Source organism: Microbacterium lushaniae (genome assembly GCF_008727775.1).
GTDB lineage: Bacteria > Actinomycetota > Actinomycetes > Actinomycetales > Microbacteriaceae > Microbacterium > Microbacterium lushaniae.
In genome coordinates this window covers 1,787,916-1,813,134 of the sequence record NZ_CP044232.1, presented here as the reverse complement: position 1 = coordinate 1,813,134, position 25,219 = coordinate 1,787,916, and the positions used below count along the sequence as shown (strand labels likewise).

General features: G+C 71.0%; 24 protein-coding genes. 18 read left to right on the top strand and 6 right to left on the bottom strand.

Going from position 1 to position 25,219, the window contains the following annotated elements; genetic code table 11:
- Positions 1-3: 3 nt before the first annotated feature.
- Positions 4-1,317, bottom strand: coding sequence for an aminotransferase class I/II-fold pyridoxal phosphate-dependent enzyme (locus F6J85_RS08550; RefSeq protein WP_191906806.1), 1,314 nt, complete (start codon positions 1,315-1,317; stop codon positions 4-6).
- Positions 1,318-1,419: 102 nt separating this feature from the next.
- Between F6J85_RS08550 and pdxS the strand changes: the two genes are divergently transcribed.
- From pdxS to F6J85_RS08535, 3 genes are read left to right on the top strand one after another with little or no spacing between them, the layout of a single operon-like run.
- Positions 1,420-2,304, top strand: a complete 885-nt coding sequence (pdxS, locus tag F6J85_RS08545; protein WP_150924632.1) for a pyridoxal 5'-phosphate synthase lyase subunit PdxS — start codon at positions 1,420-1,422, stop codon at positions 2,302-2,304.
- A gap of 2 nt (positions 2,305-2,306) precedes the next feature.
- A complete protein-coding gene (gene pdxT / locus F6J85_RS08540) occupies positions 2,307-2,897 on the top strand; it encodes a pyridoxal 5'-phosphate synthase glutaminase subunit PdxT (protein WP_150924631.1) in 591 nt (196 codons plus the stop codon).
- 49 nt (positions 2,898-2,946) lie between these two features.
- Positions 2,947-3,471 carry a DUF1697 domain-containing protein gene (locus tag F6J85_RS08535; RefSeq protein WP_150924630.1) on the top strand — a complete coding sequence of 175 codons (525 nt, stop codon included), beginning with the start codon at positions 2,947-2,949 and terminating at the stop codon, positions 3,469-3,471.
- On the opposite strand, the gene F6J85_RS08530 is transcribed toward F6J85_RS08535, so the two are convergent.
- Both F6J85_RS08530 and F6J85_RS08525 read right to left on the bottom strand, forming a co-directional pair.
- Positions 3,455-4,834 (bottom strand): pyridoxal phosphate-dependent decarboxylase family protein, encoded by a 1,380-nt coding sequence (locus F6J85_RS08530; protein ID WP_150924629.1) that lies wholly within the window; start codon positions 4,832-4,834, stop codon positions 3,455-3,457. The genes F6J85_RS08535 and F6J85_RS08530 overlap by 17 nt on opposite strands.
- Positions 4,835-4,919: 85 nt before the next feature.
- Entirely contained in the window at positions 4,920-5,852 is a 933-nt protein-coding gene (locus F6J85_RS08525; RefSeq protein WP_150924628.1) for a phosphotransferase, read from the bottom strand.
- Positions 5,853-5,885: 33 nt separating this feature from the next.
- On the opposite strand from F6J85_RS08525, the gene F6J85_RS08520 reads away from it, so the two are divergent.
- The 8 genes from F6J85_RS08520 (at position 5,886) to F6J85_RS08485 (ending at position 14,546) form a co-directional block, all read left to right on the top strand.
- Entirely contained in the window at positions 5,886-6,647 is a 762-nt protein-coding gene (locus F6J85_RS08520; RefSeq protein ID WP_150921058.1) for a YebC/PmpR family DNA-binding transcriptional regulator, read from the top strand.
- 67 nt (positions 6,648-6,714) lie between these two features.
- On the top strand, positions 6,715-7,317 hold the full coding sequence (gene ruvC, locus F6J85_RS08515; RefSeq protein WP_150921059.1) for a crossover junction endodeoxyribonuclease RuvC: 603 nt from the start codon (positions 6,715-6,717) through the stop codon (positions 7,315-7,317).
- A 9-nt stretch (positions 7,318-7,326) separates the two neighbouring features.
- The gene (ruvA, locus tag F6J85_RS08510; protein ID WP_150924627.1) at positions 7,327-7,947 is read left to right on the top strand and encodes a Holliday junction branch migration protein RuvA; all 621 of its coding nucleotides are present in this window, start codon (positions 7,327-7,329) and stop codon (positions 7,945-7,947) included.
- On the top strand, positions 7,940-8,965 hold the full coding sequence (ruvB, locus tag F6J85_RS08505; RefSeq protein ID WP_150924626.1) for a Holliday junction branch migration DNA helicase RuvB: 1,026 nt from the start codon (positions 7,940-7,942) through the stop codon (positions 8,963-8,965). The genes ruvA and ruvB overlap by 8 nt, the downstream gene beginning before the upstream one ends.
- A gap of 77 nt (positions 8,966-9,042) precedes the next feature.
- Positions 9,043-9,489, top strand: a complete 447-nt coding sequence (locus tag F6J85_RS08500; protein ID WP_150924625.1) for a preprotein translocase subunit YajC — start codon at positions 9,043-9,045, stop codon at positions 9,487-9,489.
- A 33-nt stretch (positions 9,490-9,522) separates the two neighbouring features.
- Positions 9,523-11,244, top strand: a complete 1,722-nt coding sequence (gene secD, locus F6J85_RS08495; protein WP_150924624.1) for a protein translocase subunit SecD — start codon at positions 9,523-9,525, stop codon at positions 11,242-11,244.
- Positions 11,244-12,233, top strand: a complete 990-nt coding sequence (gene secF, locus F6J85_RS08490; RefSeq protein ID WP_150924623.1) for a protein translocase subunit SecF — start codon at positions 11,244-11,246, stop codon at positions 12,231-12,233. Before secD ends, secF begins: the two co-directional genes overlap by 1 nt.
- Before the next feature lie 57 nt (positions 12,234-12,290).
- Complete coding sequence (locus F6J85_RS08485; protein ID WP_150921065.1) at positions 12,291-14,546, top strand: RelA/SpoT family protein; 2,256 nt, start codon at positions 12,291-12,293, stop codon at positions 14,544-14,546.
- On the opposite strand, the gene F6J85_RS08480 is transcribed toward F6J85_RS08485, so the two are convergent.
- The 3 genes from F6J85_RS08480 to F6J85_RS08470 all read right to left on the bottom strand — a co-directional run bounded on the left by F6J85_RS08480 (position 14,525) and on the right by F6J85_RS08470 (position 16,857).
- Entirely contained in the window at positions 14,525-15,106 is a 582-nt protein-coding gene (locus F6J85_RS08480; protein ID WP_150924622.1) for a hypothetical protein, read from the bottom strand. The two genes, F6J85_RS08485 and F6J85_RS08480, sit on opposite strands and share 22 nt — an antisense overlap.
- A gap of 92 nt (positions 15,107-15,198) precedes the next feature.
- Positions 15,199-16,464, bottom strand: a complete 1,266-nt coding sequence (locus tag F6J85_RS08475; RefSeq protein WP_150924621.1) for a DUF349 domain-containing protein — start codon at positions 16,462-16,464, stop codon at positions 15,199-15,201.
- Between the two features lie 87 nt (positions 16,465-16,551).
- Complete coding sequence (locus F6J85_RS08470) at positions 16,552-16,857, bottom strand: dioxygenase (protein WP_150924620.1); 306 nt, start codon at positions 16,855-16,857, stop codon at positions 16,552-16,554.
- 107 nt (positions 16,858-16,964) lie between these two features.
- Here F6J85_RS08470 and F6J85_RS08465 point away from each other — a divergent pair, with 107 nt between their 5' ends.
- From F6J85_RS08465 to F6J85_RS08435, 7 genes are all read left to right on the top strand, one after another.
- Positions 16,965-18,293, top strand: coding sequence for a replication-associated recombination protein A (locus F6J85_RS08465; RefSeq protein ID WP_150924619.1), 1,329 nt, complete (start codon positions 16,965-16,967; stop codon positions 18,291-18,293).
- A gap of 310 nt (positions 18,294-18,603) precedes the next feature.
- The gene (gene rpsD / locus F6J85_RS08460) at positions 18,604-19,233 is read left to right on the top strand and encodes a 30S ribosomal protein S4 (RefSeq protein ID WP_150924618.1); all 630 of its coding nucleotides are present in this window, start codon (positions 18,604-18,606) and stop codon (positions 19,231-19,233) included.
- A 73-nt stretch (positions 19,234-19,306) separates the two neighbouring features.
- Positions 19,307-19,717 (top strand): ATPase, encoded by a 411-nt coding sequence (locus tag F6J85_RS17975; protein WP_238707101.1) that lies wholly within the window; start codon positions 19,307-19,309, stop codon positions 19,715-19,717.
- Positions 19,718-19,781: 64 nt separating this feature from the next.
- Positions 19,782-22,448 carry an alanine--tRNA ligase gene (gene alaS / locus F6J85_RS08450; protein WP_150924617.1) on the top strand — a complete coding sequence of 889 codons (2,667 nt, stop codon included), beginning with the start codon at positions 19,782-19,784 and terminating at the stop codon, positions 22,446-22,448.
- Positions 22,445-22,918 (top strand): Holliday junction resolvase RuvX, encoded by a 474-nt coding sequence (ruvX, locus tag F6J85_RS08445; RefSeq protein ID WP_150924616.1) that lies wholly within the window; start codon positions 22,445-22,447, stop codon positions 22,916-22,918. Before alaS ends, ruvX begins: the two co-directional genes overlap by 4 nt.
- 1 nt (position 22,919) lies before the next feature.
- Complete coding sequence (gene mltG / locus F6J85_RS08440) at positions 22,920-24,395, top strand: endolytic transglycosylase MltG (protein WP_150924615.1); 1,476 nt, start codon at positions 22,920-22,922, stop codon at positions 24,393-24,395.
- Positions 24,389-25,219, top strand: coding sequence for a shikimate dehydrogenase family protein (locus F6J85_RS08435; RefSeq protein WP_150927294.1), 831 nt, complete (start codon positions 24,389-24,391; stop codon positions 25,217-25,219). Before mltG ends, F6J85_RS08435 begins: the two co-directional genes overlap by 7 nt.

Below are 25,219 nucleotides of genomic sequence, written 5' to 3'. Positions count from 1 at the left end.
CGGTCAGCGACCGGCGCGTGCCGCCTCCGCGATGTCCGCCGCGAGGCGGTCGGCATCCGCATCCGGCAGATCGTGCACCGTCACCCGCAGGTGAGGGGTCTGCGCCACGCCGTCGAGCGCGAACTCGTCACCGGTGCGCGCGAGCCAGCCCCTGCGCATGAGGTGCTCGGAGGCGACGCGGGCGGGTGCCGTCATCGGTACCCACAGGTTCAGCCCGTCGCCGGGATCGCACGCCACGCCGTGGGCGCGCAGGCGTTCGGCGAAGGCGGCGTTGCGCTCGGCGTAGTGCAGCGAGGCGCGGGCCAGCAGCTCACCCACGTCGGGATCGGTGACGAGCGCGTGCACGAGGCGCTGCAGCAGGTGACTCACCCACGTCGTGCCGGGACTCAGCCGCATCGCCAGACGCTCGGCCGTGCGCGAGTCGGTGCCGGCCACCGCGAGGCACATGTCCGGCCCCAGGAACTTCGACACCGACCGTACGAGCGCGAAGCGGCGGTGGGCGGGGCCGATGATCGAGTGGTACGGCCGGCGCGAGAGCATCGAGAAATGATCGTCCTCGATGATGAGGACGTACGGATGCTGCGCGAGCACCGCGCGCAGGTCGGCGGCGCGCTGGGAGCTGAGGCTCACCCCGGTGGGGTTCTGCGCGCGCGGTGTGCACACGATCGCACGCACCCCGGCATCCAGCGCCGCCTGGAGGCCGGCGACGGTCATGCCTTCGTCATCGACGGGCACCGGCACCGCGCGGTAGCCGCCGAGTCGGACGGTGTGGATCGCGGAGAGGAAGCACGGCGTCTCCAGCGCGACGGCATCATCGCGCGTGAGCGCCTGGGCCAGCAGCCGTTCCACCGCATCGACGGCGCCGTTGGTGACGGTGACCGCCACCTCGGCGGGCGCGAGATCGGAGCTCAGCCATCGGTGCGCCCACTCCTGAAGGTCACGGTCGATCACGGGTTCGCCGTACAGCACCGGGCGCCCGGCCACGCGCGCGAGGGCCGAGGAGAGATCGGGGATGAGGGTCGCGTCGGGGTTTCCCGTTCCCACATCGCGCAGCACGCTGTCCGCCGCGAACCCCTCCTGGGCGACGGCGGATCGGGGCGCGATGCGGGTGCCGGCGCGGCCGCCGGCCACGACGAGGCCCGCTTGCGAGAGCTGCCGGTATGCGGCCACAGCCGTGTTGCGGTTCACTCCCCGCTGCTCGGCCAGCGTGCGCACGGGGGGGAGGGTGTCGCCGGGGCGAAGGTCGCCGCGCTCGACGAGGGCGCGGATGCTGTCGGCGATCTCGCTCGCCGAGCGCCCGGCGATCTGAGGGTGCATGTTGTCCGTCATCACGCGTGAGTCTACGAAACGTGCCGTGCTATGTTCTGGCCTAGGTCAAAGATGCCCGCGGCATCGGACCCCCTTCGAAAGGACGTCGACATGGTCACCACCGGCACTGAACGAGTCAAGCGCGGACTCGCCGACATGCTGAAGGGCGGCGTCATCATGGACGTCGTCACCGCAGATCAGGCCCGCATCGCCGAAGATGCCGGCGCGGTGGCGGTCATGGCCCTCGAGCGGGTGCCCGCCGACATCCGCTCCCAGGGCGGCGTCGCGCGGATGAGCGACCCCGACCTCATCGACCAGATCATCGCGGCCGTGTCGATCCCCGTGATGGCCAAGGCCAGGATCGGACACTTCGTCGAGGCGCAGGTGCTGCAAGAACTGGGCGTGGACTACATCGACGAGTCCGAGGTGCTCTCGCCCGCCGACTACGTCAATCACATCGACAAGTGGCCGTTCACGGTGCCGTTCGTGTGCGGCGCGACCAATCTCGGTGAGGCCCTCCGGCGCATCACCGAAGGTGCCGCCATGATCCGCTCGAAGGGCGAGGCCGGCACGGGCGATGTATCGGAGGCGACCAAACACATCCGCACGATCACCGGCGAGATCAATCGGCTCCGGTCGCTGACGAAGGACGAGCTGTACGTCGCGGCGAAGGAGCTGCAAGCGCCCCACGAGCTCGTCGCGGAGGTTGCCGAGACCGGCGTGCTTCCAGTCGTGCTGTTCACCGCCGGCGGCGTGGCCACCCCCGCCGACGCCGCGCTCATGATGCAGCTGGGCGCCGACGGCGTCTTCGTCGGCTCGGGCATCTTCAAATCCGGCAATCCCGCCCAGCGCGCGGCGGCGATCGTCAAGGCCACGACGTTCTTCAACGAGCCGGCGGTGCTCGCGGAGGTCTCCCGGGGCCTGGGCGAGGCGATGGTGGGGATCAACGTCAGCGACCTGGCCGCCCCGCACCGCCTGGCCCAGCGCGGCTGGTAGTGATGACCGCTCGGCCCCGCGTGGGGGTGCTCGCCCTGCAGGGCGACGTGCGCGAGCACGCGCGGGTGCTCACGGTCCTGGGCGCCGACGTGGTGCCGGTGCGGCGCCCCGAAGAACTCGCCGCCGTCGAGGGCATCGTCCTGCCCGGCGGGGAGTCCAGTGTCATCGACAAGCTTGCCCGCGCGTTCGGGATGCAGCGTCCGCTGCGCGACGCGATCGCCGGCGGCCTGCCGGTCTACGGCACGTGCGCGGGGATGATCCTCCTCGCCGACGAGATCACCGGCGGGATCGCCGGGCAGGAGACCTTCGGCGGCCTGGACGTGCGCGTGGCCCGAAACGCCTTCGGCAGTCAGGGCGACTCCTTCGAGACGGAGCTGGCGGTGGAAGGGTTCGACCGCCCCGTGCATGCCGCGTTCATCCGTGCGCCCCTCGTCGAGCATGTGGGGGAGCGCGCGCGGGCGATCGCGTCGCTCGCCGACGGGCGGGTCGTGGCCGTCGAGCAGGGGCCGCTGCTGGCCACGGCCTTCCACCCCGAGGTCACCGGTGAGACGCGTTTCCACGAGCGGTTCCTCGCTCACGTGCGGGCACGCTGAACCAGGATCGCGCAGCACGGTGCCGCTGGCGGGGGCCTACGCTGGGCGCGTGACGGAGTGGGTGGCGCTGCTGCGCGGAGTGAATGTCGGGGGCATCACGGTGCGCAGCGCCGATCTGCGCGAGGTGCTCACAGGTCTCGGGCTGACCGACGTGCGCACGATCCTCGCCAGCGGCAACGCGGCGTTCCGCGCCGACGAGTCGCGGACGCACCTGAGGACGCGGATCGAGAAGGCTCTGCGCGACCGATTCGCCTACGACGCGTGGGTGCTGGTGTTCCGCCGGGACGAGCTGGCGGCCGCCGCAGCGGGCTTCCCCTTCGATGCCGGCGACGACTCGCGTCAGCCCTGGCTCCTCTTCTGCTCGGATGCCGCGACCCGCGACGAGCTCGTCGCCGCCGCAGCATCCCTCGATGCCACCCTCGACCCCGTGGCCGCCGGCCCGGGCGTCGTCTACTGGAACCCGCCCAAGGGATCGACGACGGACACCCCGTTCGCGAAGCTGATCGCCAGGCGCGTCTACAAGGAGCGCACGACCAACCGGAACCTGCGGACGGTGCTCAAGATCCTCGCGTGAGGGGCACGAGCCGGCCGAACGCCTCGACCGTGCGACGGATGTCGGACTCCTCCGTCGACCACGACGACATCGCACACCGCAGCACCGCGTGACCGGCCCACTCCGCGCCCGTGACCGCCGCGGTCCCCTCCTCGAGGATCGCCGCCCCCAGCGCACGGGTGGCGGCATCGTCGTCCAGGCGGAACATGACCTGCGTGTAGTCGACCTCGTTCACGATCGTCACCCCGGGGATCTCCCGCAGCCCGCGCTCCAGCGCGAGCGCGTTGAGGTGCAGTCGCTCCACGAGCTCCGCGACTCCTCTCCGGCCGAGGCTGCGCAGTGCCGCCCACACCGGCACGCCGCGGGCGCGACGGGACAGCTCGGGGGTGACGTCCCACGGATCCAGGCTCGAGTACATGAGATAGTCGCCGCCGGTGCGGAACACCGCGATCGAGTCGGCCGGGTCCCGCACGATCGCCATGCCGCAGTCGTACGGGACGTTGAGGGTCTTGTGTGCGTCGGTGGTCCACGAATCGGCGGCGTCCATGCCGATCGTCAGATACGCCAGAGCGGGGGATGCCGCCGCCCACGCGCCGAAGGCCCCGTCGATGTGCACCCATGCCCCGGCCGCCTGCGCGAGCGGGACGAGGTCGGGAAACGGGTCGAACGCCCCCGTGTGCACCTCGCCGGCCTGCAGGCACACCACCACGGGATCGTCGCCGCACTCCCCGAGCGCACCGGTGAGGGCCTCCGGCAGCGTCCGGCCTTCCCCGTCGGCGGCCGCGACGACCAGATCGTCCTGGCCGATCCCGAGGAACCGGGCGGCTCGATCGACCGAGCCGTGACGGTGCGCGCCCACGACGAGCCGCACACGCGGTGCTCCGTACAGTCCCTGCCTGGCGAGATCCCACCCGCGCCGGCGGAGGACGGCGGCCCGGGCGGCGGCCAGGCACACGAAGTTCGACACCTGCGCGCCCGTGACGAATCCCACCGATGCGGTGGCCGGCAACCCCAGCAGGTCGAGGATCCACTCGCCGGCCGTGCGCTCCAGCGCCACCGTCGCGGGGGTCAGTGTGCTGGACCCCGAGTTCTGGTCCCATGCCGACACGAGCCAGTCCGCGCCCAGGGGCGCCGGGAGGGTCGCACCGATCACGAAACCGAAGAAGCGCGCCCCGGGGATCGCGACCAGCCCCGGATCGGCGCGTTCGGCCAGTTCGCGCACCACCTCGTCCGCGGGGCGTCCCTCCTCGTCGAGCGGGCCGCCGACCCGTTCGAGCATCTCGGCCAGGTCGGCCCGCGGCCACACCGGGCGCTCGGGCAGCGTGGCCAGGAAATCCGTTGCGGCGGAGTGCGCGGCCGCCAGTGCACGTTCACGTTCGTCCACGACGTCAGTGTGGACCCGGGCGAGACGGGGGACAAGGCCGCCCGCAGCGACGGTGCATCAGAGCCCGGGGGATCAGCGCAGCGGATCAGAGCAGCTGCCGTAGCCACTCCAGCGTCACGGTGGCCTGTGCGCCCTGGAATGCACGCAGATGCGGGATGCCCGGGGGATGCGGCCGGCCCGATGACCACAGCATCCAGCCCGCCCATGCGGCGACCAGGCGCCGCACCGCGTCCGGGTCGGCGCCTGCCGCCAGAGGAGAGCGGGCGAACACCTCCGCGGCGGCGGGGCCGCCCTCCAGCGACACGGTCGGGGCGAAGAAGACCGCATCCACCCACGGCGCACCGCGCCCGGCGTGCGGCCAGTCGAGCACATGCACGGTGTCGCCGTCGAGGAGGACGTTGTCGCTGCGGAGGTCCATGTGCACGATGGCGTCACCGCCTGCGTCATCCGCCACGCACCCCCGCTCCCACCGGGAGAATTCCCCGACGTGCGCGGCCGCCCAGGCGGGCACGCGTGCGTCGCCGCCCGCCCGAAGGCGACTCCACCCGACGAACAATTCGCGCAGGCGCGGCCCGATGGGTTCGAGCACAGGGGGAGCCGCATGCGCGGCCAGCGCGGCGTGGCCGGCGAGGATGCGCGCCAGGTCGGCGTCGCTCCACGGGTTGCCGGGGTGGCGGCCGTCGACCGCGTCGAAGGCCAGGACGACCCATCCGTCCTGCACGAGACTCCAGCGCAGGGCCGGGGCGACACCGGCGGGAAGCGCGCGCGCGATCTCGGCCTCACGCGTGTGCAGCCGGAAGGTCTCGGCGTTGGTGGTCCCGTCGCCGGCCTTCACGAAGAGCCTCCCGCCGCCGGCCAGGTGCAGCACGCCCGCGAAACCGGGACTGAAGCCGGTCGCTGCCAGATCGCTGGCGACGACATCAGCGCCTGCGGCGGCGATGATCGTCCGCCGCACCGCCGCGGGGAGATCGTGCCACGCGACACGCCCCGTCGGCGGCGGATTTGCCTGCGCGATCATCCGCCCATTGTGCCCCCGCATAGAATTGCCTGCATGTCCGGCCACTCCAAGTGGGCGACGACCAAGCACAAGAAGGCGATCATCGATTCGCGCCGTGCCAAGTCGTTCGCCAAGCTCATCAAGAACATCGAAGTCGCCGCCAAGATGGGCGGCGCCGACCTCGCAGGCAACCCCACGCTGTACGACGCTGTGCAGAAGGCCAAGAAGACCTCGGTGCCCAATGACAACATCGACCGCGCCATCAAGCGCGGAGCGGGCATCGGCGGGGAGGCCGTCGAGTACACCTCCATCATGTACGAGGGGTACGGCCCCAACGGCGTGGCCCTCATGATCGAGTGTCTGACCGACAACAAGAACCGGGCTGCCGCGGAGGTGCGCACGGCCCTCAGCCGCAACGGCGGCAACCTCGCCGACCCCGGCAGCGTCGCCTACAACTTCACCCGCAAGGGCGTCATCGTGGTGTCGTCCGAGAACACCACGGAGGACGACGTGATGCTCGCCGTTCTCGACGCCGGGGCCGAGGAGATCCAGCCCCACGGGCAGGGTTTCGAGGTCATCACCGAGGCCTCCGATCTCGTCCCCGTGCGCACCGCCCTGCAGGATGCCGGCATCGACTACGAGTCGGCGGACGTGGAGTTCGTCCCCAATCTGAAGGTGGAGATCGACGCCGACACCGCTCGCAAGGTGTTCCGCCTCATCGACGCGCTCGAAGACAGCGACGACGTGCAGAACGTCTTCAGCAACTTCGACCTCACGCCCGAGGTCCAGGCCGAGCTCGAGAACGACGAGGACTGAGCCGGTAGCGCACCTCCCTCCGGGCGCGCCTCGGGGCGGAGCGGGCGCGCGGGCATAGCGTGGGGGAGTGACTTCCCGCACGTCCCTGCGCGTCCTCGGCATCGACCCAGGACTCACCCGGTGCGGCGTGGGGATCGTGGATGTCGCCCCCGACCGCAGCGCGCGGCTGGTGCACGTGGGCGTCGTGCGTTCGGCCACCGACCTGCCGATCGAGCGCCGTCTCGCCGCGATCGCGGCCGGGCTGCGCGAGGTGATCGCCGCGCACTCGCCTCACGTGGTGGCGGTGGAGCGCGTCTTCGCACAGGACAATCTGCACACCGTGATGGGCACTGCTCAGGCCAGCGGCATCGCGCTCCTCCTCGCCGCAGAGCACGGCCTGCCCGCTGCCACCCACACCCCCAGTGAGGTCAAGGCGGCCGTGACCGGATACGGCTCGGCCGACAAGCGGCAGGTGCAGACGATGGTCGCCCGCGTCCTGCGCCTGGACGAGCTCCCGCAGCCCGCTGACGCGGCCGACGCCCTGGCCCTCGCTCTGTGTCATGCATGGCGGTCGGGGCCCGGCAGCGCGGCGGCGACGGGCGGCGCGCTCACCCCGGCGCAGAAGGCGTGGCGCGACGCCGAGCAGCGCACCACGCGTGTCGCTCGAACAAAGATGCGAACTCGCACGTAGGCTCGGAGAATGATCTCCTCACTGACGGGCGCCGTCGCCCACGTCGACGATGACGCGCTCGTCGTCGTCGTCGGCGGCGTCGGGTTCAGCGTCGCGGTGGTTCCGCAGCTCGCCCGGACGATCGCCGTCGGCTCCGACATCCACCTGCACACCAACCTCATCGTGCGCGAAGACGCCCTCGCGCTGTTCGGATTCGAGACCCGCGAAGAGCTCGTCGTGTTCGGCCAGCTGCTCAGCGTCACCGGCGTCGGTCCGAAGTCGGCGCTGGGCGTGCTGTCATCACTCACGGTCCCGCAGATCGCCGAGGCCGTGGCCGCCGACGACGACGCCCCGTTCAAGCGGGTCTCCGGCATCGGCCCCAAGACCGCCAAGCTGATCGTCGTCCAGCTGGCCGGCAAGCTCGCCCCGCCCCGGTCGGCCGCGCCGGCGACGGCACGGGCCGCCGGCGCCATTCCCGCGCAGGTGGCGCAGGCACTCATCGGCCTGGGGTGGTCGGAGCGGGTGGCCGCCGAGGCCGTCGCGAGCGTCGCCGACGGAGCATCCGAGGCTGATCGCGCGTCGGTGCAGGCGCTGCTGCGGCTGACGCTGTCGGTCTTGGGGCCTGCACGTCGGGAGCCCGCCGGTGGTTGACGTGCGCGACGCCGACCCGCCCGAGGACGAGGGCGAGCTCGCGATCGAGGGCGCTCTGCGCCCCACGTCCCTCGCCGATTTCGTCGGCCAGCACAAGGTGCGCGGTCAGTTGCAGCTCCTGCTCGACGCCGCGCGCATCCAGCAGCGCTCGCCCGACCACATCCTCCTCTCCGGTCCTCCGGGACTGGGGAAGACGACCCTGGCGATGATCGTCGCCCACGAGAGCGAGCGCCCGCTGCGTCTGTCCAGCGGCCCCGCCATCCAGCACGCCGGCGACCTGGCGGCGCTGCTGTCGAGCCTCACGCCGGGCGAAGTGCTCTTCATCGACGAGGTGCACCGGATGGCGCGCTCGGCCGAGGAGATGCTCTACCTCGCGATGGAGGACTTCCGCATCGACATCATGGTCGGCAAGGGCGCCGGCGCGACGAGCATCCCGCTCGATCTCGCGCCGTTCACGCTCGTGGGCGCGACCACCCGCAGCGGGCTGCTGCCCAACCCCCTGCGCGACCGCTTCGGGTTCACCGCTCACCTGGAGTACTACGAGCCGGAGGAGCTCGAGCGGGTCGTCGAACGTTCATCGGCGATGCTCGGCGTCCCCCTTCCGCCGCTCGCACGCGCCGAGATCGCGCGACGCTCCCGCGGCACCCCGCGCATCGCCAACCGGCTGCTGCGGCGCGTGCGCGACTATCTCGTGGTGCACGGCGAGCTGGATGCCGACCTCGATGCCGTCGGCGCCGCCCTCACCCTGTACGACGTCGACTCCATCGGGCTCGACCGCCTCGACCGTGCCGTGCTGGACGCTCTCGTCCGGCGGTTCCGCGGCGGGCCGGTGGGCCTGTCGACTCTCGCGGTGGCCGTGGGGGAGGAGGCGGAGACGATCGAGTCGGTCGTCGAGCCCTATCTCGTGCGCATCGGCTTCATGGGGCGGACGCCGCGCGGGCGCATCGCGACACCGGCAGCCGCCGCGCACCTGGGCGTGCACGCCGACGACGGTGCGCTGCGACTGCATGACCTATAATCGCTGAAGGCTATCGCCGCCAACTTCCCTTATGGCAGTGCCGCAGCGGCGCGCCCGAACCGAAAGGTGCCCGACTGATGGATCTCGCGGACTTCTTCGCCAATTACGGGCTCATCATCCTGCTCGTCCTTCTCCTGGTCTTCATGTTCTGGAGCTCGCGCCGCCGCATGCAGAAGCAGAAGCTCGAGATGGAGGCCAAGGCCCGCCAGACCGTGCCGGGCGCCGAGGTGCTGCTGCAGGGCGGCCTGTACGGCACCATCGTCGAGTACGACGCCGATGACCTGGACAAGCCCGCCCGCGTGGAGATCGCCCCCGGCGTCGAGATCAAGGTGCACAGCCAGGCCATCCTGCGCATCGTGAACGCCACCGAAGACACCGTCACCGAGGACGATTTCATCGAGGCCGAGGAGACCGAGGCCGAGTACGTCGCCGGAGTCGCAGACGGTGACGTCACCTCGATCAGCGACGACCAGAAGCGCGCACGCGACGCCGACGGCGAGCCCACGGACAAGCCCCAGGCCTGACCTTCCCGCTTCCACGTACAGAGAGCTGACTTCGTGGCGCCTTCCACCCCCGTTCGATCCGCGTGGCGCGCGCTGACTGGACTGCTGGTCATCACGGCCGTGCTGTTCGGCGTGAACGCTCTGGGCGTGCACGTCTTCCAGCAGAGTTCCTGGACGCCCGAGCTCGCGCTCGACCTGCAGGGCGGCACGCAGATCATCCTGGAGGCGCAGACCGCCGACGGAGCTGCCCCGTCGGCGGAGCAGATGCAGCAGGCGGTCACGATCATCCGTCAGCGCGTGGATGCCACGGGCGTCGGTGAGGCCGACATCACCACCGAGGGTGGACGCAACATCGTCGTCCAGATCCCCGGCGAGGCCGACCCCGAGACGCGCGAGCGCATCGAGGCGACGGCGCAGCTGCAGTTGCGCGCCGTCCTCTACGCCGGAGCGCCGGCGACCACGTTCGTCGGCGAGGACGGCGCCGAGACGCCCTACCCGTCACCCGATCCCGCGCTGCCGGCCACCCCGACGGCCGAGCCCACCAACGGCAGCGACCTCGCGTGGATCACCCCCGCGCTGCAGGCCCAGTTCCTCGCGTACGACTGCGCGAACCCCGGCAACGATCCCGCCGACGCGCCCGCCGATCAGCCGCTCATCACGTGCGACGCCGGTCAGACCATCAAGTACATCCTCGGGCCGGTGGAGCTGGACGGCACGTCGATCGATGACGCGACCAACGGCGTCGACCCGCAGAACGGCCGCTGGGTCGTCAACCTCGACTTCAACGACGCGGGCACCGAGGTCTTCGGCAAGATCAGCCAGCGCCTGTACGGAGCCACGCCGCCGCTGGACCAGTTCGCCTTCGTGCTGGACGGGTCGGTGCTCTCGGCACCCCAGATGAACGGCATCATCCTCGACGGGAACCCCTCGATCAGCGGATCGTTCACGCAGGAGTCCTCCAAGACCCTCGCCGATCAGCTGAAGTACGGGGCCCTGCCGCTCAGTTTCGCGGTGGTCAGCTCCGACACCATCTCGGCGACCCTCGGCTCGCAGCAGCTGCAGATCGGCCTCATCGCCGGTCTCATCGGGCTCGCGCTGGTGGCCATCTACTCGCTGGTGGTGTACCGCGCCCTGGGCTCGGTCATCATCGCGTCCCTCGCGGTCATGGGCGTGCTGACCTACATCGCGCTGTGCATCCTCGCGTGGCGCATGGGCTTCCGCCTGTCGCTGGCCGGTGTGGCCGGGCTCATCGTGACGATCGGATTCACCGCCGACTCGTTCATCGTGTACTTCGAACGCATCCGAGACGAGCTGCGCGACGGCAAGTCGATCACCAGCGCGGTGGAGGATGGATGGTCTCGCGCCAAGCGCACGATCTACATCTCGAAGTCCATCAACATCCTCGCCGCCGTCGTGCTGTACATCCTCGCCGACGCGACCGTGAAGGGCTTCGCGTTCACGCTGGGGCTCACCACCGTCATCGACATCCTCATCTTCATCCTCTTCACCCACCCGGTGATGCAGCTGCTCGCACGCACGCGCTTCTTCGGATCGGGGCATCCGCTCTCGGGCATGGATCCGAAGTCGCTGGGTGCGGTGTACCGGGGGCGGGCGCAGTTCCGTGCACCGGTCGTGACCGAGCGCGGCCGCGCGGCACGCTCCCGCGGTGAGGCGCAGCGCCGCCAGACGATCGCCGAACGCAAACAGGCCGAGTTGTCGGGCTCGAAGGGCCGGAGCGGCGATACGCTCACGGCCGTCAAGGAGGATGACGACTGATGCGCACCATGGGTCAGCTCGGTAACGACCTCTACACCGGCAAGACGTCGTTCCCCTTCGTCGGCCGCCGCCGGCTGTGGTTCATCATCGCCGCCATCCTCGTGATCGGATCGGCGCTGGTGCCGCTGTTCCGTCCCGTGCAGCTGTCCATCGAGTTCACCGGCGGATCGCAGTTCACCGTGTCCGGGCTCACGGCGCCCGACCAGACGATCGCGAGCGAGGCGGTCGAATCCGTCGTCGCCGACGCGACCACCCGCGTGACCACGGTCGGCGACTCCGCCGTGCGCGTGCAGACCGACCAGATGAGCAACGCCGAGACGCTCGAGGTCTCCTCGGCCCTCGCCGAGGCCTACGACGTCTCCACCGCCGAGGTCACGGCGTCGTTCATCGGCCCGTCGTGGGGCGCCGACGTCACCCGGCAGTCGCTGTGGGGACTGGCGATCTTCCTCGCACTGACCTTCCTCATCCTCGCGCTGTACTTCCGCACGTGGAAGATGTCGGTGGCGGCGATGGTCGGCGTCGTCGACGTCCTGATCATCACGGTGGGGATCTACGCCCTGTGCGGCTTCGAGATCTCACCGGCCGCCGTCATCGGATTCCTCACGATCCTGTCCTACTCGCTGTACGACACCACGGTCGTCTTCGACAAAGTGCGGGAGAACACCAGCGACGACGGGGAGATCTCCGGTCGCACGTTCGGGGAGTCGGTCAACCTCGCCGTCAACCAGACGCTCATCCGCTCGATCAACACGACGGTCGTCGCCGTGCTGCCGGTGGGCGCGATCCTGTTCATCGGCGCCATCTGGCTGGGCGCGCGCACCCTCAGCGACATCTCGCTGTCGATCTTCGTCGGAACGATCGTCGCGGCGTACTCGACGCTGTTCGTCGCCGCCCCGCTGTACTCGCTCATGCGCGAGGGCGAGCCGGCGCTCAAGGAGCGCGACGCACGCCTGCGGGAGTCGCGCGAGCGCGCCGGCGTCCCGGCCTGAGCGGGATCGGCGCGGGCGTAGGATGAGCGCTACGAAGCGAACAGGGGAGGTGGCCACATGACCGAGATCGTGCCACCGGTGACCCAGACCTCGTCCCTGCGCCGCCTCGTTCCCCGCATCTTCTCCCGTTCGGCCAAGCGCGACGGCGTCGACCAGCTGCTTCGCACCGTGCGCACGCACCATCCCAAGGGCGACCTCGGCATCATCGAGCGCGCGTACGCGGTCGCCGAGCGCAAGCACGAGGGCCAGAAGCGCCAGAGCGGCGAGCCGTACATCACCCACCCCCTCGCGGTCGCGCAGATCCTCGCCGACCTGGGACTGGGACCGAAGGCGATCGCGGCCGCCCTGCTGCACGACACCGTCGAAGACACCGGCTACCCCCTCGCGGAACTCGCGGCCGAGTTCGGCGACGAGGTCGCGATGCTCGTGGACGGCGTCACCAAGCTCGACAAGGTCAAGTACGGCGAGAGCGCCCAGGCCGAGACCGTCCGCAAGATGATCGTGGCGATGTCGCGGGATATCCGCGTCCTCGTCATCAAGCTCGCCGACCGGCTGCACAACGCGCGCACATGGGGCTTCGTGCCGCCGGAGAAGGCCGCGAAGAAGGCCACCGAGACGCTCGAGATCTACGCTCCGCTCGCCCACCGCCTCGGCATCCAGGCGATCAAGAGCGAACTCGAGGAGCTCTCCTTCGCCGTGCTGCACCCGAAGCTGTACGCCGAGATCGAGAGTCTCGTGAAGCAGCGCACGCCCCAGCGCGAGCAGTACGTGCAGAACGTGATCGCCGCCGTCGACGCCGACCTGCGCGAGCTGCGGATCCGCGGGCGCGTGGTCGGCAGGCCGAAGCAGCTGTACTCCGTCTACCAGAAGATGGTCGTGCGAGGCCGCGAGTTCGACGACATCTACGACCTCATCGGCATCCGCGTGCTGGTGGGCACCGTGCGCGACTGCTACGCGGTGCTCGGCGCCATCCACGCGCGGTGGACGCCGCTCCCGGGGCGGTTCAAGGACTACATCGCCACGCCGAAGTTCAACCTCTACCAGTCGCTGCACACGACCGTCATCGGCCCGGGCGGCCGCACGGTGGAGATCCAGATCCGCACGCACGAGATGCACCAGCAGGCCGAGTACGGCGTCGCTGCGCACTGGAAGTACAAGGAGCGGGTGGCCGGCGGCGGCAAGACCGACGGCAAGTCGGTCGACACCGACATGGCATGGCTGGCGCACATCTCCGACTGGCAGGCCGAGACCGCCGATCCGGGCGAGTTCCTGGACGCGCTGCGGTTCGAGATCGGCGCGAAGGAGGTGTACGTCTTCACGCCCAAGGGCCGTGTGATCGGCCTTCCCGCCGGTGCCACGCCGGTGGACTTCGCCTATGCCGTGCACACCGAGATCGGTCACCGCACGATGGGCGCCAAGGTCAACGGCCGGCTCGTGCCGCTGGAGTCGGAGCTGAAGAGCGGCGATGTGGTGGAGGTGTTCACCTCCAAGAACCCCGACGCCGGGCCCAGCCAGGACTGGCTCAGCTTCGTCCAGAGCACCCGCGCGCGCAACAAGATCCGCGGATGGTTCACCAAGGAGCGCCGCGAAGAGGCCATCGAGCAGGGCAAGGAGGCGATCGCACGCGCGATGCGCCGGCAGAACATGCCGCTGCAGCGCCTCATGAGCCAGGACTCCTTCACCGAGGTGGCCCACCAGCTGCGGTACGAGGACGTCGCCGCGCTGTATGCGGCTGTGGGGGAGGGCCACGTCTCGACGCAGTCGGTCATCGAGAAGGTCACCGCCCTCGTCGGAGCCAACGACACCTCGACCGGGCCCATCGACCTGCCGCAGGTCGGGCGCAGCAAAGCACCGCGCGGAGGCGATTCCGGCGTGCTCGTGCGCGGGGCTCCCGACATCCTGGTCAAGCTCGCCAAGTGCTGCACCCCGGTTCCCGGCGACGAGATCGTCGGATTCGTCACCCGCGGGAGCGGGGTGTCGGTGCACCGCGCCGACTGCACGAACGTGAAGTCCCTCCGCGAGGACCCCGAACGCATCATCGAGGTGGAGTGGGCCCCGACGTCCAAGAGCGTCTTCCTCGTCCACATCCAGGTCGAGGCGCTTGATCGCTCGGGCCTGCTCAGCGACGTCACCCGGGTGCTCAGCGAGCACCACGTCAACATCCTCTCGGCCACCGTGCAGACCACCAACGACCGCCTCGCGATCAGCCGGTTCGTCTTCGAGATGGGCGACACCGTCCATCTGGACCGCGTCCTCAACGCGGTCCGCCGCATCGACGCCGTCTACGACGTCTACCGCGTCACCTCCTCCTGACCCGCATCCACTTCCGGCCGGGCAGCAGCTCTCAGCTCGGCCAGCAGCTCCGCCGCGCGGCGCCGATGCGGGATGCGCGGATGCGCCGCCAGCCACGACAGCCCCAGCTCGGCGACCTCCGGGTCTCGTGCCGACCACGAGCGCAGCGCCTCGGGATGGCCGTCACCGGGTGTGCGGGCGAGGTCGGCCGCCGTGCGCGCGGGCGTGGTCACGAGGACGCCGCCGACGCGGCGCAGGTCACCGGCTCCGATCCTGGGATCGTGGTAGATTACGCGCCGGTCGATGACGTGGTGCAGGCGCTGCAGCACCGCCCGCTGCACGCTGTGGCGGGCGGGCGGGTCATCCACCCCGCCGTAGACCCACGCGGCGCTCAGATGCGATGCCGCCAGCGCGTCGCCCAGCAGCGCAGTCAGGCTCGCCGCCCGCAGTGGCGCCGTCTCGATCAGGTCGGCGGGGACGAATCCCTCACCGAGCGCGATGAGGTGGCCGTCAAGGCACGCCGCCGACAGCTCCGCCTGCGACAGCCGCTCCCCGGGGAAGTAGAGGAAAGGGGATGCCATGCCGGCAGTCTTGCGGCCCACGGCCCGTCGGGCGGCGCGTCGTCATGAAGCTGTGGACAGCCCTGCGGCGGGCAGGCCGGGGGAGGAGACGCTCAGCCGCCGACGGCGCGCAGCCACGTGCGGCGCGCTTCCAGCGCCTCGCGCGCCTGCTTGGCTGAGCGCTCGTCGCCGCGGGCCTCCGCCTCGGCGACCTCGGCCTCGAGCTTGTCGATGGCCTCCGTGAGCTGGCGGGTCATGTCGTTGGCGCGCGCCTTGGTCTCGGGGTTGTTGCGCTTCCAGTCCGCTTCCTCACGCGTGCGCACGCCCTGCTCGATGGCGCGGAGCTGGTCGTCCAGCGACCGCTCGACATCGCGGGGGTGCACGCGTCCGATCTCGTCCCAGCGGCGCTGGATGCCGGTCAGGAGCGCGCGGGCGCGGGCGACGTCCCGCTCATCGGCGATCGGCGCAGCCTCGGCGAGCAGTGCGCGCTTGGCCTCGATCTTCTCCTTGGAGGCTTCGACATCGGCGGCCTCGCGCTGAGCCCGGGCGCCGTACAGCGCATCGCCGGCCGCCTTGAACCGCGCCCACAGCGCGTCGTCGACCTTCTTGCCGGCGCGACCGGAGTTCTTCCACTCGTCCAGGAGGTCGCGGTAGGCACCGATCGCATCTTCGCCGCGCGGAGCCAGCGCCTCCGCGCGCTCGACGAGGCGGGTCTTGGCGTCGCGCGCGGCCTTGTGGGTCTGGTCGAGGCTCGCGTAGAACTCGCGGCGGTGGCGGTCGACCGTCGCGCGCGCATCGCGGAAGCGTCGCCACAGCTGCTGGCCGACGGCGCGGGGGAGTCGCGGTCCGTTCTGCTGGTGGCTCTGCCACCGGTCGAACAGCGCCGTCATCTCCTCCGACGCCTGCTTCCACTGCACCGTCTGCGGGTCGCGGGCGGCCATCGCCTCGGCTGCCTCGACGATGCCGGTGCGCTCACGCACGGCTTCCTCCACGGCCTCCTTGGCGGCGGCCGTCTCGGCTTCGCTGGCTTCGGCGAGGGTCGCGGTGAGCGCGTCCAGGCGCGTGCGGAGGTTCTCCAGATCGCCCACGGCCGCTGCATCCGCAGTGCGCGTGCGCAGCGTCTTCGCCGTGGAGCGCAGGTCGGCGGCGGATGCTCCGCCCCGGCGCGCCCGCGCCTCCAGCAGTGTCACCTCGCCGGCCAGGTCGGTGAACTTGCGCTGGTAGTAGGCGAGGGCCTCTTCGGCCGTGCCGTCGGGGTACTGCCCCACGACGCGCCAGGAATCGCCCTCGCGCACCGACACGGTGCCGTCGTCATCGACGCGGCCCCAAGCGGTCTGCGGGGCGGGGTTGGTGTCGGAAGTCTCGGCGTCGGCAGTCACGGAAGGCACCTCATCGCGGCTCGGGCCGCCTACGGTTAGGGACCCCTTGAGCCTAGTACGTCACCCGGCGGTGGCGCAGGGCGCACGTCACGGCGTGGGTGCGATGTCGCCGGGCGTGGGCGTGGGTCCCGGCTCGGTGGGCGGTGCGGGCTCGGTGGGCTCGGCGGGCGTCGTCGGGGTGGCGCTGGGCGAGGGCTCGGGTGTGCCGGGGCCGACGGTGAAGTAGGCCACCTGGCCGCCGACGGCGGCGAGGATGACGGCTCCGCCCAGGACGGCCGCGAGCACGTTGTCGCGGCGACGGCGGCGGCTCTGTCCCTCGTGGTACTGCCGGCGGGCCTGGTAGACCCGTGCGCGCTCGCGCGCCTCGCGTGTATCGCGCCCCTTGCCGGCCACAGCGTCCTCCTCCGCCCGGTGCTCCCAGGCGCGAAGCATCCTACGCACGGCGCACGGTCGGGGCCAAAAGCGGCATTCGTGGGGGTGGGCCCGGATAGCCTGGAGCGATGACGTCCTCCGCCGCGCTCTTCCGGGGGCAGACCCCGCTCGCGGTGCGGATGCGGCCCACTTCCCTCGACGAGGTCGCCGGCCAGGGGCATCTCCTGCGTCCCGGTTCCCCCCTCGTGGCGCTGGCGTCCTCCGACGCATCCGCCGCCGGGTCGTCGGTGATCCTGTGGGGACCACCGGGTACGGGCAAGACCACGCTCGCCCAGGCGATCGCGCGGTCGTCGGGGCGGCGGTTCGTCGAGCTCTCCGCGATCACGGCGGGCGTGAAAGACGTCCGCGAGGTCATGCAGGACGCGCTCAACCAGCGCGACCTGTACGGCCAGTCCACGATCCTGTTCCTCGACGAGATCCACCGCTTCACCAAGGCGCAGCAGGACGCCCTGCTGCCGGGCGTGGAGAACGGATGGGTCGTGCTGATCGCGGCGACCACGGAGAACCCCTCGTTCTCGGTCATCTCGCCCCTGCTCTCGCGGTCGCTGCTGCTGACACTGCGGCCCCTCGACGACGAAGACCTGGGGCTGCTGGTCGACCGCGCGATCGACGACCCGCGGGGCCTGGCCGGCGCGGTGACCCTCGAACCGGACGCGCGCGCCGCGCTCATCCGCCTCGCCTCAGGCGATGCCCGGCGGGCGCTGACGGCGCTCGAGGCCGCCGCATCCGTCGCCGCCGATGACGCCGAAGACGACGCGACCCCCGTGGTGACGGCCGAGCACATCGGGCAGGCGGTCGATCGCGCGCTGCTGCGCTACGACCGGCAGGGCGACGAGCACTACGACGTCATCAGCGCCTTCATCAAGTCCATCCGCGGCTCCGACGTCGACGCGGCCATCCACTATCTCGCGCGCATGATCGAAGCCGGCGAAGACCCGCGGTTCATCGCGCGGCGACTGGTGATCTCCGCCGCCGAGGACATCGGGCTGGCCGACCCGCAGGCCCTGCAGATCGCGGTGGCCGCCGCCGACGCCGTCGCCTTCATCGGGATGCCGGAGGGCCGCATCCCGCTCGCCGAGGCCACCGCCTACCTTGCGACCACGGCCAAATCCAACGCCGCCTACAACGCCATCAACGCGGCCATCGCCGACGTCCGCGCCGGCGGATTCGGGCGGGTGCCGGCGCACCTGCGCGACGCGCACTATCCCGGGGCCAAGCGCCTGGGCCACGGCAAGGGCTACAAGTACCCGCACGACAGCGACATCGGCATCGTGGCGCAGCAGTACCTCCCCGACGAGCTGCGCGGACGCCGCTACTACCAGCCGACCAACCACGGCACCGAGCGCGACGTCTCGGCGCGGCTGGAGAAGATCCGCCGCATCGTCGACGGGCAGTGACGTCCGGCCCCCGCCCGAGATCAGGAGAATCGCCCGGATCAGGACGAAAGGCCGCTGTTTCCTCCTGAATCGGGCGGATCTCCTGAATGCGGGCGGACGCTGCCGCGGGATCGGCGGCGGCGGATGGCGCGGATCGGGGAGCGCAGGGGAGCTCTGGTAGACTGAATCGGCTCGAAACCGAGTTTTCGGGCATCCCCCTCTTCCTGAACCACCGTACGGTGCGCCCCGGCGTGCGAACCGGACGGGCGGAAGGGGTTGATACGTCCGTGAGCCGCGAAGTGCGCGGCCACGTCTTCGGAAGGAATCCTTCGTGGCAACGAAGTCCCAGGACCGCCGTAAGGTCCGCCTGTCCCGCGCGCTCGGCATCGCGCTGACGCCCAAGGCAGCCAAGTACCTCGAGAAGCGTCCCTATGCTCCGGGTGAGCACGGACGCACCAAGCGCAAGCAGGACAGCGACTACGCCGTCCGTCTCCGCGAGAAGCAGCGTCTGCGCGAGCAGTACGGCATCCGCGAGAAGCAGCTGCGCATCGCCTTCAACGAGGCCCGCCGCACCGAGGGCCTGACCGGTGAGAACCTGGTCGAGTTGCTCGAGATGCGTCTGGACGCCCTCGTCGTGCGTTCGGGCCTGGCCCGCACCACCGCGCAGGCGCGCCAGCTCGTGGTGCACCGCCACATCCTCGTCGACGGCCAGACCGTCGACCGCCCGTCGTTCCGCGTGAAGCCGGGTCAGCTCATCCACGTCAAGGCCAAGAGCGAGGGCCTCGAGCCCTTCCAGGTCGCCGCCGCCGGCGGGCACGCCGAAGTGCTGCCCCCCGTCCCCGGCTACATCGAGGTCGAGCTGGACAAGCTGCAGGCGCGCCTGGTGCGTCGCCCCAAGCGCGCCGAGGTGCCCGTCACGTGTGACGTGCAGCTCGTCGTCGAGTACTACGCCGCGCGCTGAGCCCTGCTCACCGTGCACGAAGGGCGTCGGGTTCTCCCGGCGCCCTTCGGCGTCTGCCGTCTACGATGAGGGGATGCCGCGTGTGCGGCCCCGATCCGAGGAAGTGACGATCGTGAAGAACGTGCTCTGGTTTGTGCTCGGTGTCGCCGGTGGCTTCGCCGCCGCCCATCTCATGAACAAGGACCCGCGCGGGCACGAGGTGCTCGCGCAGGTGGACGCGCGCATCACCGAGTTCACCGACCGGCTGGGCGTCGCGTACCGCGAGCAGGAAGCCCGTTTCGCCGGCCCCGCGGCCGAGGTGAAAGACGCCGCCACGACGGCGTTCGAGACCGCCAGGGATGCCGTCGCCTCCGCGACCGGCACGGCGAAAGAAGCCATGACCTCCGCGGCCGAAGACAGCGCGGATGCCGCCATGGCCACCGAAGGCGCCGCCGAGGAGTCCGCATCCGGCGACGACCCGGACTCGCGTACCGTCTCCTCCTGACCGCCCCCTGCCTCCCTGCCCGTCGCCCGGGCCGGATGACTGCGCCTCCCGAAAGGCCCGCTGAATGAAGACCGCTGAGATCGCCCAGCGCTACCTCGATTACTTCGAGAAGAACGACCACACGATCGTCCCCTCCGCCTCCCTCGTCACCGACGACCCGTCGCTGCTGTTCACCGTCGCGGGGATGGTGCCGTTCATCCCGTATCTGACAGGGGTCGTGCCCGCGCCCTACCCGCGCGCGGCCGACGTGCAGAAGTGCATCCGCACCAACGACATCGAAGAGGTCGGACACACCGCCCGGCACGGCACGTTCTTCCAGATGCTGGGCAACTGGTCGTTCGGCGACTACTTCAAGGAGGGGGCGATCTCCTACGCGTGGGAGCTGCTCACCTCCTCGGAGTCCGAGGGCGGCCTGGGCTTCGCCGAGCGCGACCTGTGGGTCACGGTGTACCAGGACGACGACGAAGCCGCCGAGCTGTGGCAGAAGATCGCCGGCCTTCCCGTCGAGCGCATCCAGCGCCTGGGGCGCGAGGACAACTACTGGTCGACCGGCCAGCCGGGCCCTGCAGGGCCGTGCTCCGAGATCTACTTCGACCGCGGTCCCGCCTACGGGCGCGAGGGTGGCCCGGCCGTGGACGACAACCGGTTCACGGAGATCTGGAACCTCGTGTTCATGCAGTACGCGATCACCAACGTCCGCTCCAAGATCGATTTCGACATCATCGGCGATCTGCCGGCGAAGAACATCGACACCGGGATGGGCCTGGAGCGCGTCGCCTTCATCAAGCAGGGCGTCGACAACATGTACGAGACCGACCAGGTGCGCCCGGTGCTCGACCGCGCCGTCGAGCTCTCCGGCCGGCGCTACGGGGCCGACCACGAGGACGACGTGCGCTTCCGCGTGATCGCCGACCACGTGCGCTCCTCGCTCATGCTGCTCTCCGACGGCGTGACGCCCGCCAACGACGGTCGCGGCTACATCCTGCGCCGCCTGATGCGCCGCAGCGTCCGGGCCATGCGGCTGCTGGGGGTGGATGCTCCGACCTTCCCCGAGCTGTTCGCCGCATCCCGCGACGCGATGAAGGACGCCTACCCGGTCGTGGAGACCGACTGGCAGCGCATCTCGCAGTACGCCGTCGCGGAGGAGGAGACGTTCCTGCGCACCCTGGCGGCCGGTTCGACGATCCTCGACCTCGCTGTCGAAGACACCAAGAAGACCGGCGGCTCGACGCTGTCGGGGCCCGAGGCGTTCCTGCTGCACGACACGTACGGCTTCCCGATCGACCTCACGCTGGAGATCGCGGAGGAGGCCGGCCTTTCCGTCGACCGCGCGGCCTTCGACTCGCTCATGCTCGAGCAGCGCAACCGCGCCAAGGCCGACGCGAAGTCGCGCAAGCGCGCGTTCGCCGACCAGAGCGTGTACCGCGACTTCCGTGCTCACGGCGAGACGGTCTTCACCGGCTACACCGATCTGGAGACCGAGTCGCGCGTGCTCGGCGTGCTCGTGGACGGCGTCTCGGTCGACCGCGCCCGCACAGGCCAGGTCGCCGAGGTCATCCTCGCCGAGACGGCGCTGTACGCCGAGTCGGGCGGTCAGGTCGCCGACAAGGGCGTCATCGTCGGTCCCGGCTACGAGGCCGACGTGCTCGACGTGCAGAAGCCGGTGCCCGGCCTCATCAGCCACACCGTTCAGATCACCACCGGAGAAGTCGCCGTGGGCGAGCCGGCAACGACCGTGGTGGATGCGGCGAACCGCCGTGCCGCCCGGCAGGCGCACTCCGCCACGCACCTCGTCCACGCCGCCCTGCGCGACACCCTGGGCAAGTCGGCCACGCAGGCCGGCTCGCTCAACCGCGCCGGGTACCTCCGCTTCGACTTCTCGTGGGGTCAGTCGCTGTCACCGCAGACGCGGTCGGAGATCGAGGAGATCGCCAACAACGCGGTGCGCGACAACCTCGAGGTCACCACGCGCGTACTGCCGCTGGATCAGGCACGCGAGCTCGGCGCCGTGGCGCTGTTCGGGGAGAAGTACGGCGACACCGTCCGCATGGTCGACATCGGCGGCCCGTGGTCGCGCGAACTGTGCGCGGGGACCCATGTGTCCACGAGCGCCGAGGTCGGGCTCATCAACCTCGTCGGAGAATCCTCCGTCGGCGCCGCCAACCGCCGGGTGGAGGCCCTCGTCGGGCTCGACGCGTTCCGCGACCTCGCCGCCGAGCGCGCCATCGTCTCGCAGCTGACGTCGTCGCTGAAGACCCCGCGGGATCAGCTCCCCGCCCGCATCGCGGAGCTCACCGCGAGCCTGAAGGCCGCCGAGAAGCGCATCGCGCAGTTCGAGGCGCGGGCGCTGGCCGACCGCGTGCCGCAGCTGGCGAACACCGCCACCACGGCGGGACGCGTGCGGGTCGTCGCGCAGTCGATCGGCGCCGCGTCCTCTGCCGACGACGTCCGCTCGCTCGCGCTGCAGATTCGCGACCGCATGGGCGAGGGCCCCGCCGTCGTCGCCCTCGGTGCGACGCTGGGCGAGCGCGCGACCGTGGTCGTGGCCACCAACGACGGCGCCCGCGCAGCCGGGGCGAAGGCCGGGGCACTGGCCAAGGTCGCCGCGGCGGCCCTGGGCGGGGGCGGCGGCGGACGCGACGACGTGGCGCAGGGCGGCGGCACCGATGCGGGAGCGCTGGGCGCTGCGCTGGATGCCGTGGCCGCAGAGTTGGCCGCGCAGGGGGAGTGACGGCCATCCGCCGCGGCATCCGGCTCGGCGTCGACGTCGGGAAGGCGCGCGTCGGGGTCGCCCGCAGCGACCCCGACGCCCTGCTCGCCGTGCCCGTGGAAACGGTGCCACGCTCGGACACGACGATCCGGCGGCTTCTGGAGCTGGCCGCCGAGTACGAGGCGCTGGAGTTCCTCGTCGGCCTCCCGACGAACCTCAGCGGCGCAGACACGCCTTCCACGACCGACGCCCGTGACTTCGCCGCCGCGCTGGCGGCGGCCTCACCGACTCCCGTGCGGCTGGTCGACGAGCGCCTCAGCACGGTGAGCGCACACAGCGCTCTGCGATCCGCCGGGCGTTCCCAGCGTCGTTCTCGTAACATTGTTGACCAAGTCGCCGCCGTCGTCCTCCTCCAGCAGGCGCTCGATGTCGAGAGAAGCTCCGGCAACCCGGCCGGAGTGGCACTCCCTCCGGGACAGGAGCCCGCCTGACATGCCCGACACCTCCTCTGGATTCGACGATCCGTTCCCGGATCTGTACGGAAAGCTGCCCGACCCGCATCGGCGCGGCAACGCCGGCGACTCGACTCCGAGGTCGCGGCGGGAGGCGCGGGCGGCCCAGCGTGGCCGCAACGACGCACCGGCCGCACGCGACGACGGCACCGGCGAGACCCTCGGGGGCGAAGACACTGCCGCGCACGGACCCGCCCGTACGGCCGGCCGGGCGCCGGAGGACGGGCCGGTACCCGTCGCCGCCCGTGAGCGGGAATTCGTCGGTGCCTCTTCGGCTGCGCGCCCGGCTGGAGGAGGCCGCCCGGCAGCGGCTGCGACCCTGGACGATCTGTTCTCCGGGGACGAGTCCACGCGCGACCTCGGCGCCCCGCCGCCGCGACCGAGCAGGAAGCGGCGCAGGACGGCCGGTTGGATCGCGCTCGCGATCGTCCTCGCGCTCGTCGGCGGCGTCGCGGCGGGCGGCCTGTGGGTGTGGAACACGTATGAAGACGGCATCCGCTCGTTCATGGGGTGGGAGGAGCCCAACGACTACGAGCCGGGGCTGGCCCACGGCGAGACGACCATCACGATCGCCAGCGGCGACACCGGGGGGCCCGTGTCGCAGAAGCTGTTCGACGCCGGGGTGACCAAGACCCCCGAGGCGCTGTACGACTACATGATCGACAACAGCGTCGCCTTCACCTTCCAGCCGGGCGTCTACCGCCTGCAGCTGCAGATGAACGCCGCAGCAGTCCTGGAGAAGCTCGCCGATCCGGCCAGCCGGATGGAGAACACCGCCCAGCTGCGCGAAGGCCTCACCGCCGAGCAGAGCCTCACCACGCTGTCCGAGCAGCTCGAGATGCCCCTTGAAGAGCTGCAGGCCGCCGCGGCGGATCCCTCCGCGTACGGTGTGCCGTCGGACTCGCTGGAGGGGTGGCTCTTCCCCGCCACGTACACCTTCGATCCGGCGGCGACCCCGAGTGACGTGATCGCCCGGCTGGTCTCGCGCACCGTCGAGTCCCTCGATCAGGCGGGCGTGCCTGAAGCCGACCGGCAGCGCGTGCTGACCGTCGCGTCCATCGTGGAGCGCGAGGGCAGGCCCGATGACTTCGCCAAGGTGTCCCGCGTCATCCAGAACCGCCTCGACCAGGGCATGAAGCTGCAGATGGACTCCACCGCACAGTACGGCTACGGCGAGCTCCACGCCGGCTCGGCCAGCACGTCGGACGAGGCGCAGTTCGACGACAACCCGTGGAACACGTACGTCATCGACGGGCTGCCGGCGGGGCCGATCGCCAACCCCGGCGACGCGGCGATCGAGGCGGCCATGCACCCGGCGGACGGGCCCTGGCTGTTCTTCGTCACCGTCAACCTCGACACCGGCGAGACCGTCTTCACCTCCACCGCCGACGAGCACGAAGCAGCACGCCAGCAGTGGATCTCCTGGTGCAAGGACAACCCGGGCAAGGGATGCTGACGGGCACCAGACTCGCCGTCTGGGGAGATCCGATCGCGCACAGCCGCTCGCCGCGCCTGCATGCCGCGGCGTATCGCGTGCTCGGGCTGGACTGGGAGTACGGGCGCCGCCGCGTGAGCGAGGATCGGTTCGACGCCGAACTGGCAGGGCTCGATGCCACGTGGCGGGGGCTGTCGCTGACCATGCCGCTCAAGCACGCCGCCGCCCGCGCGGCGACGGTGCTGGACCGCCATGCGCAGGTGACCGGCGCCGTCAACACGCTGCTGCTCGGCGCGGAGCCGCACGGATTCAACACCGACGTCGGCGGCCTCGTGCGCGCCCTGCGCGAGCAGGGCGTCGATGAGGCCCCCGCGGCGCGGATCCTCGGCGCCGGCGCCACGGCCACCTCGGCGCTGGTGGCGCTGGCCGACCTCGGCGCGCGCCGCGTCGAGGTCGTCGCACGGCGTCCCGACGCCGTCGCCGCCCTCACTGCGCTGGGTGAGGCGCTCGGCGTGCTCGTCACCGCGTCCGGCTTCCACGAGGCCTCATCCGATCGCGTCGCGGTGACCATCGCGACGCTGCCCGGCGGCACCGACCTCGGCGCGCAGGCCGACCGTCTGGCGGCGGCGGGCGGCGTGCTGGTCGACGTCGTCTACGGCAACTGGCCCACCCCGCTCGCCGCGGCGTGGGAGCGGGCGGGGGGCGTGGCCTTCTCGGGATACGGGATGCTGCTGCATCAGGCTCTGCTGCAGGTGCGCGTCTTCGCCTGCGGCGACCCCGGCACCGCGCTGCCGGAGGAGCCTGCCGTCCTGGCCGCGATGCGTCGGGCGCTCGTGGGAGACTAG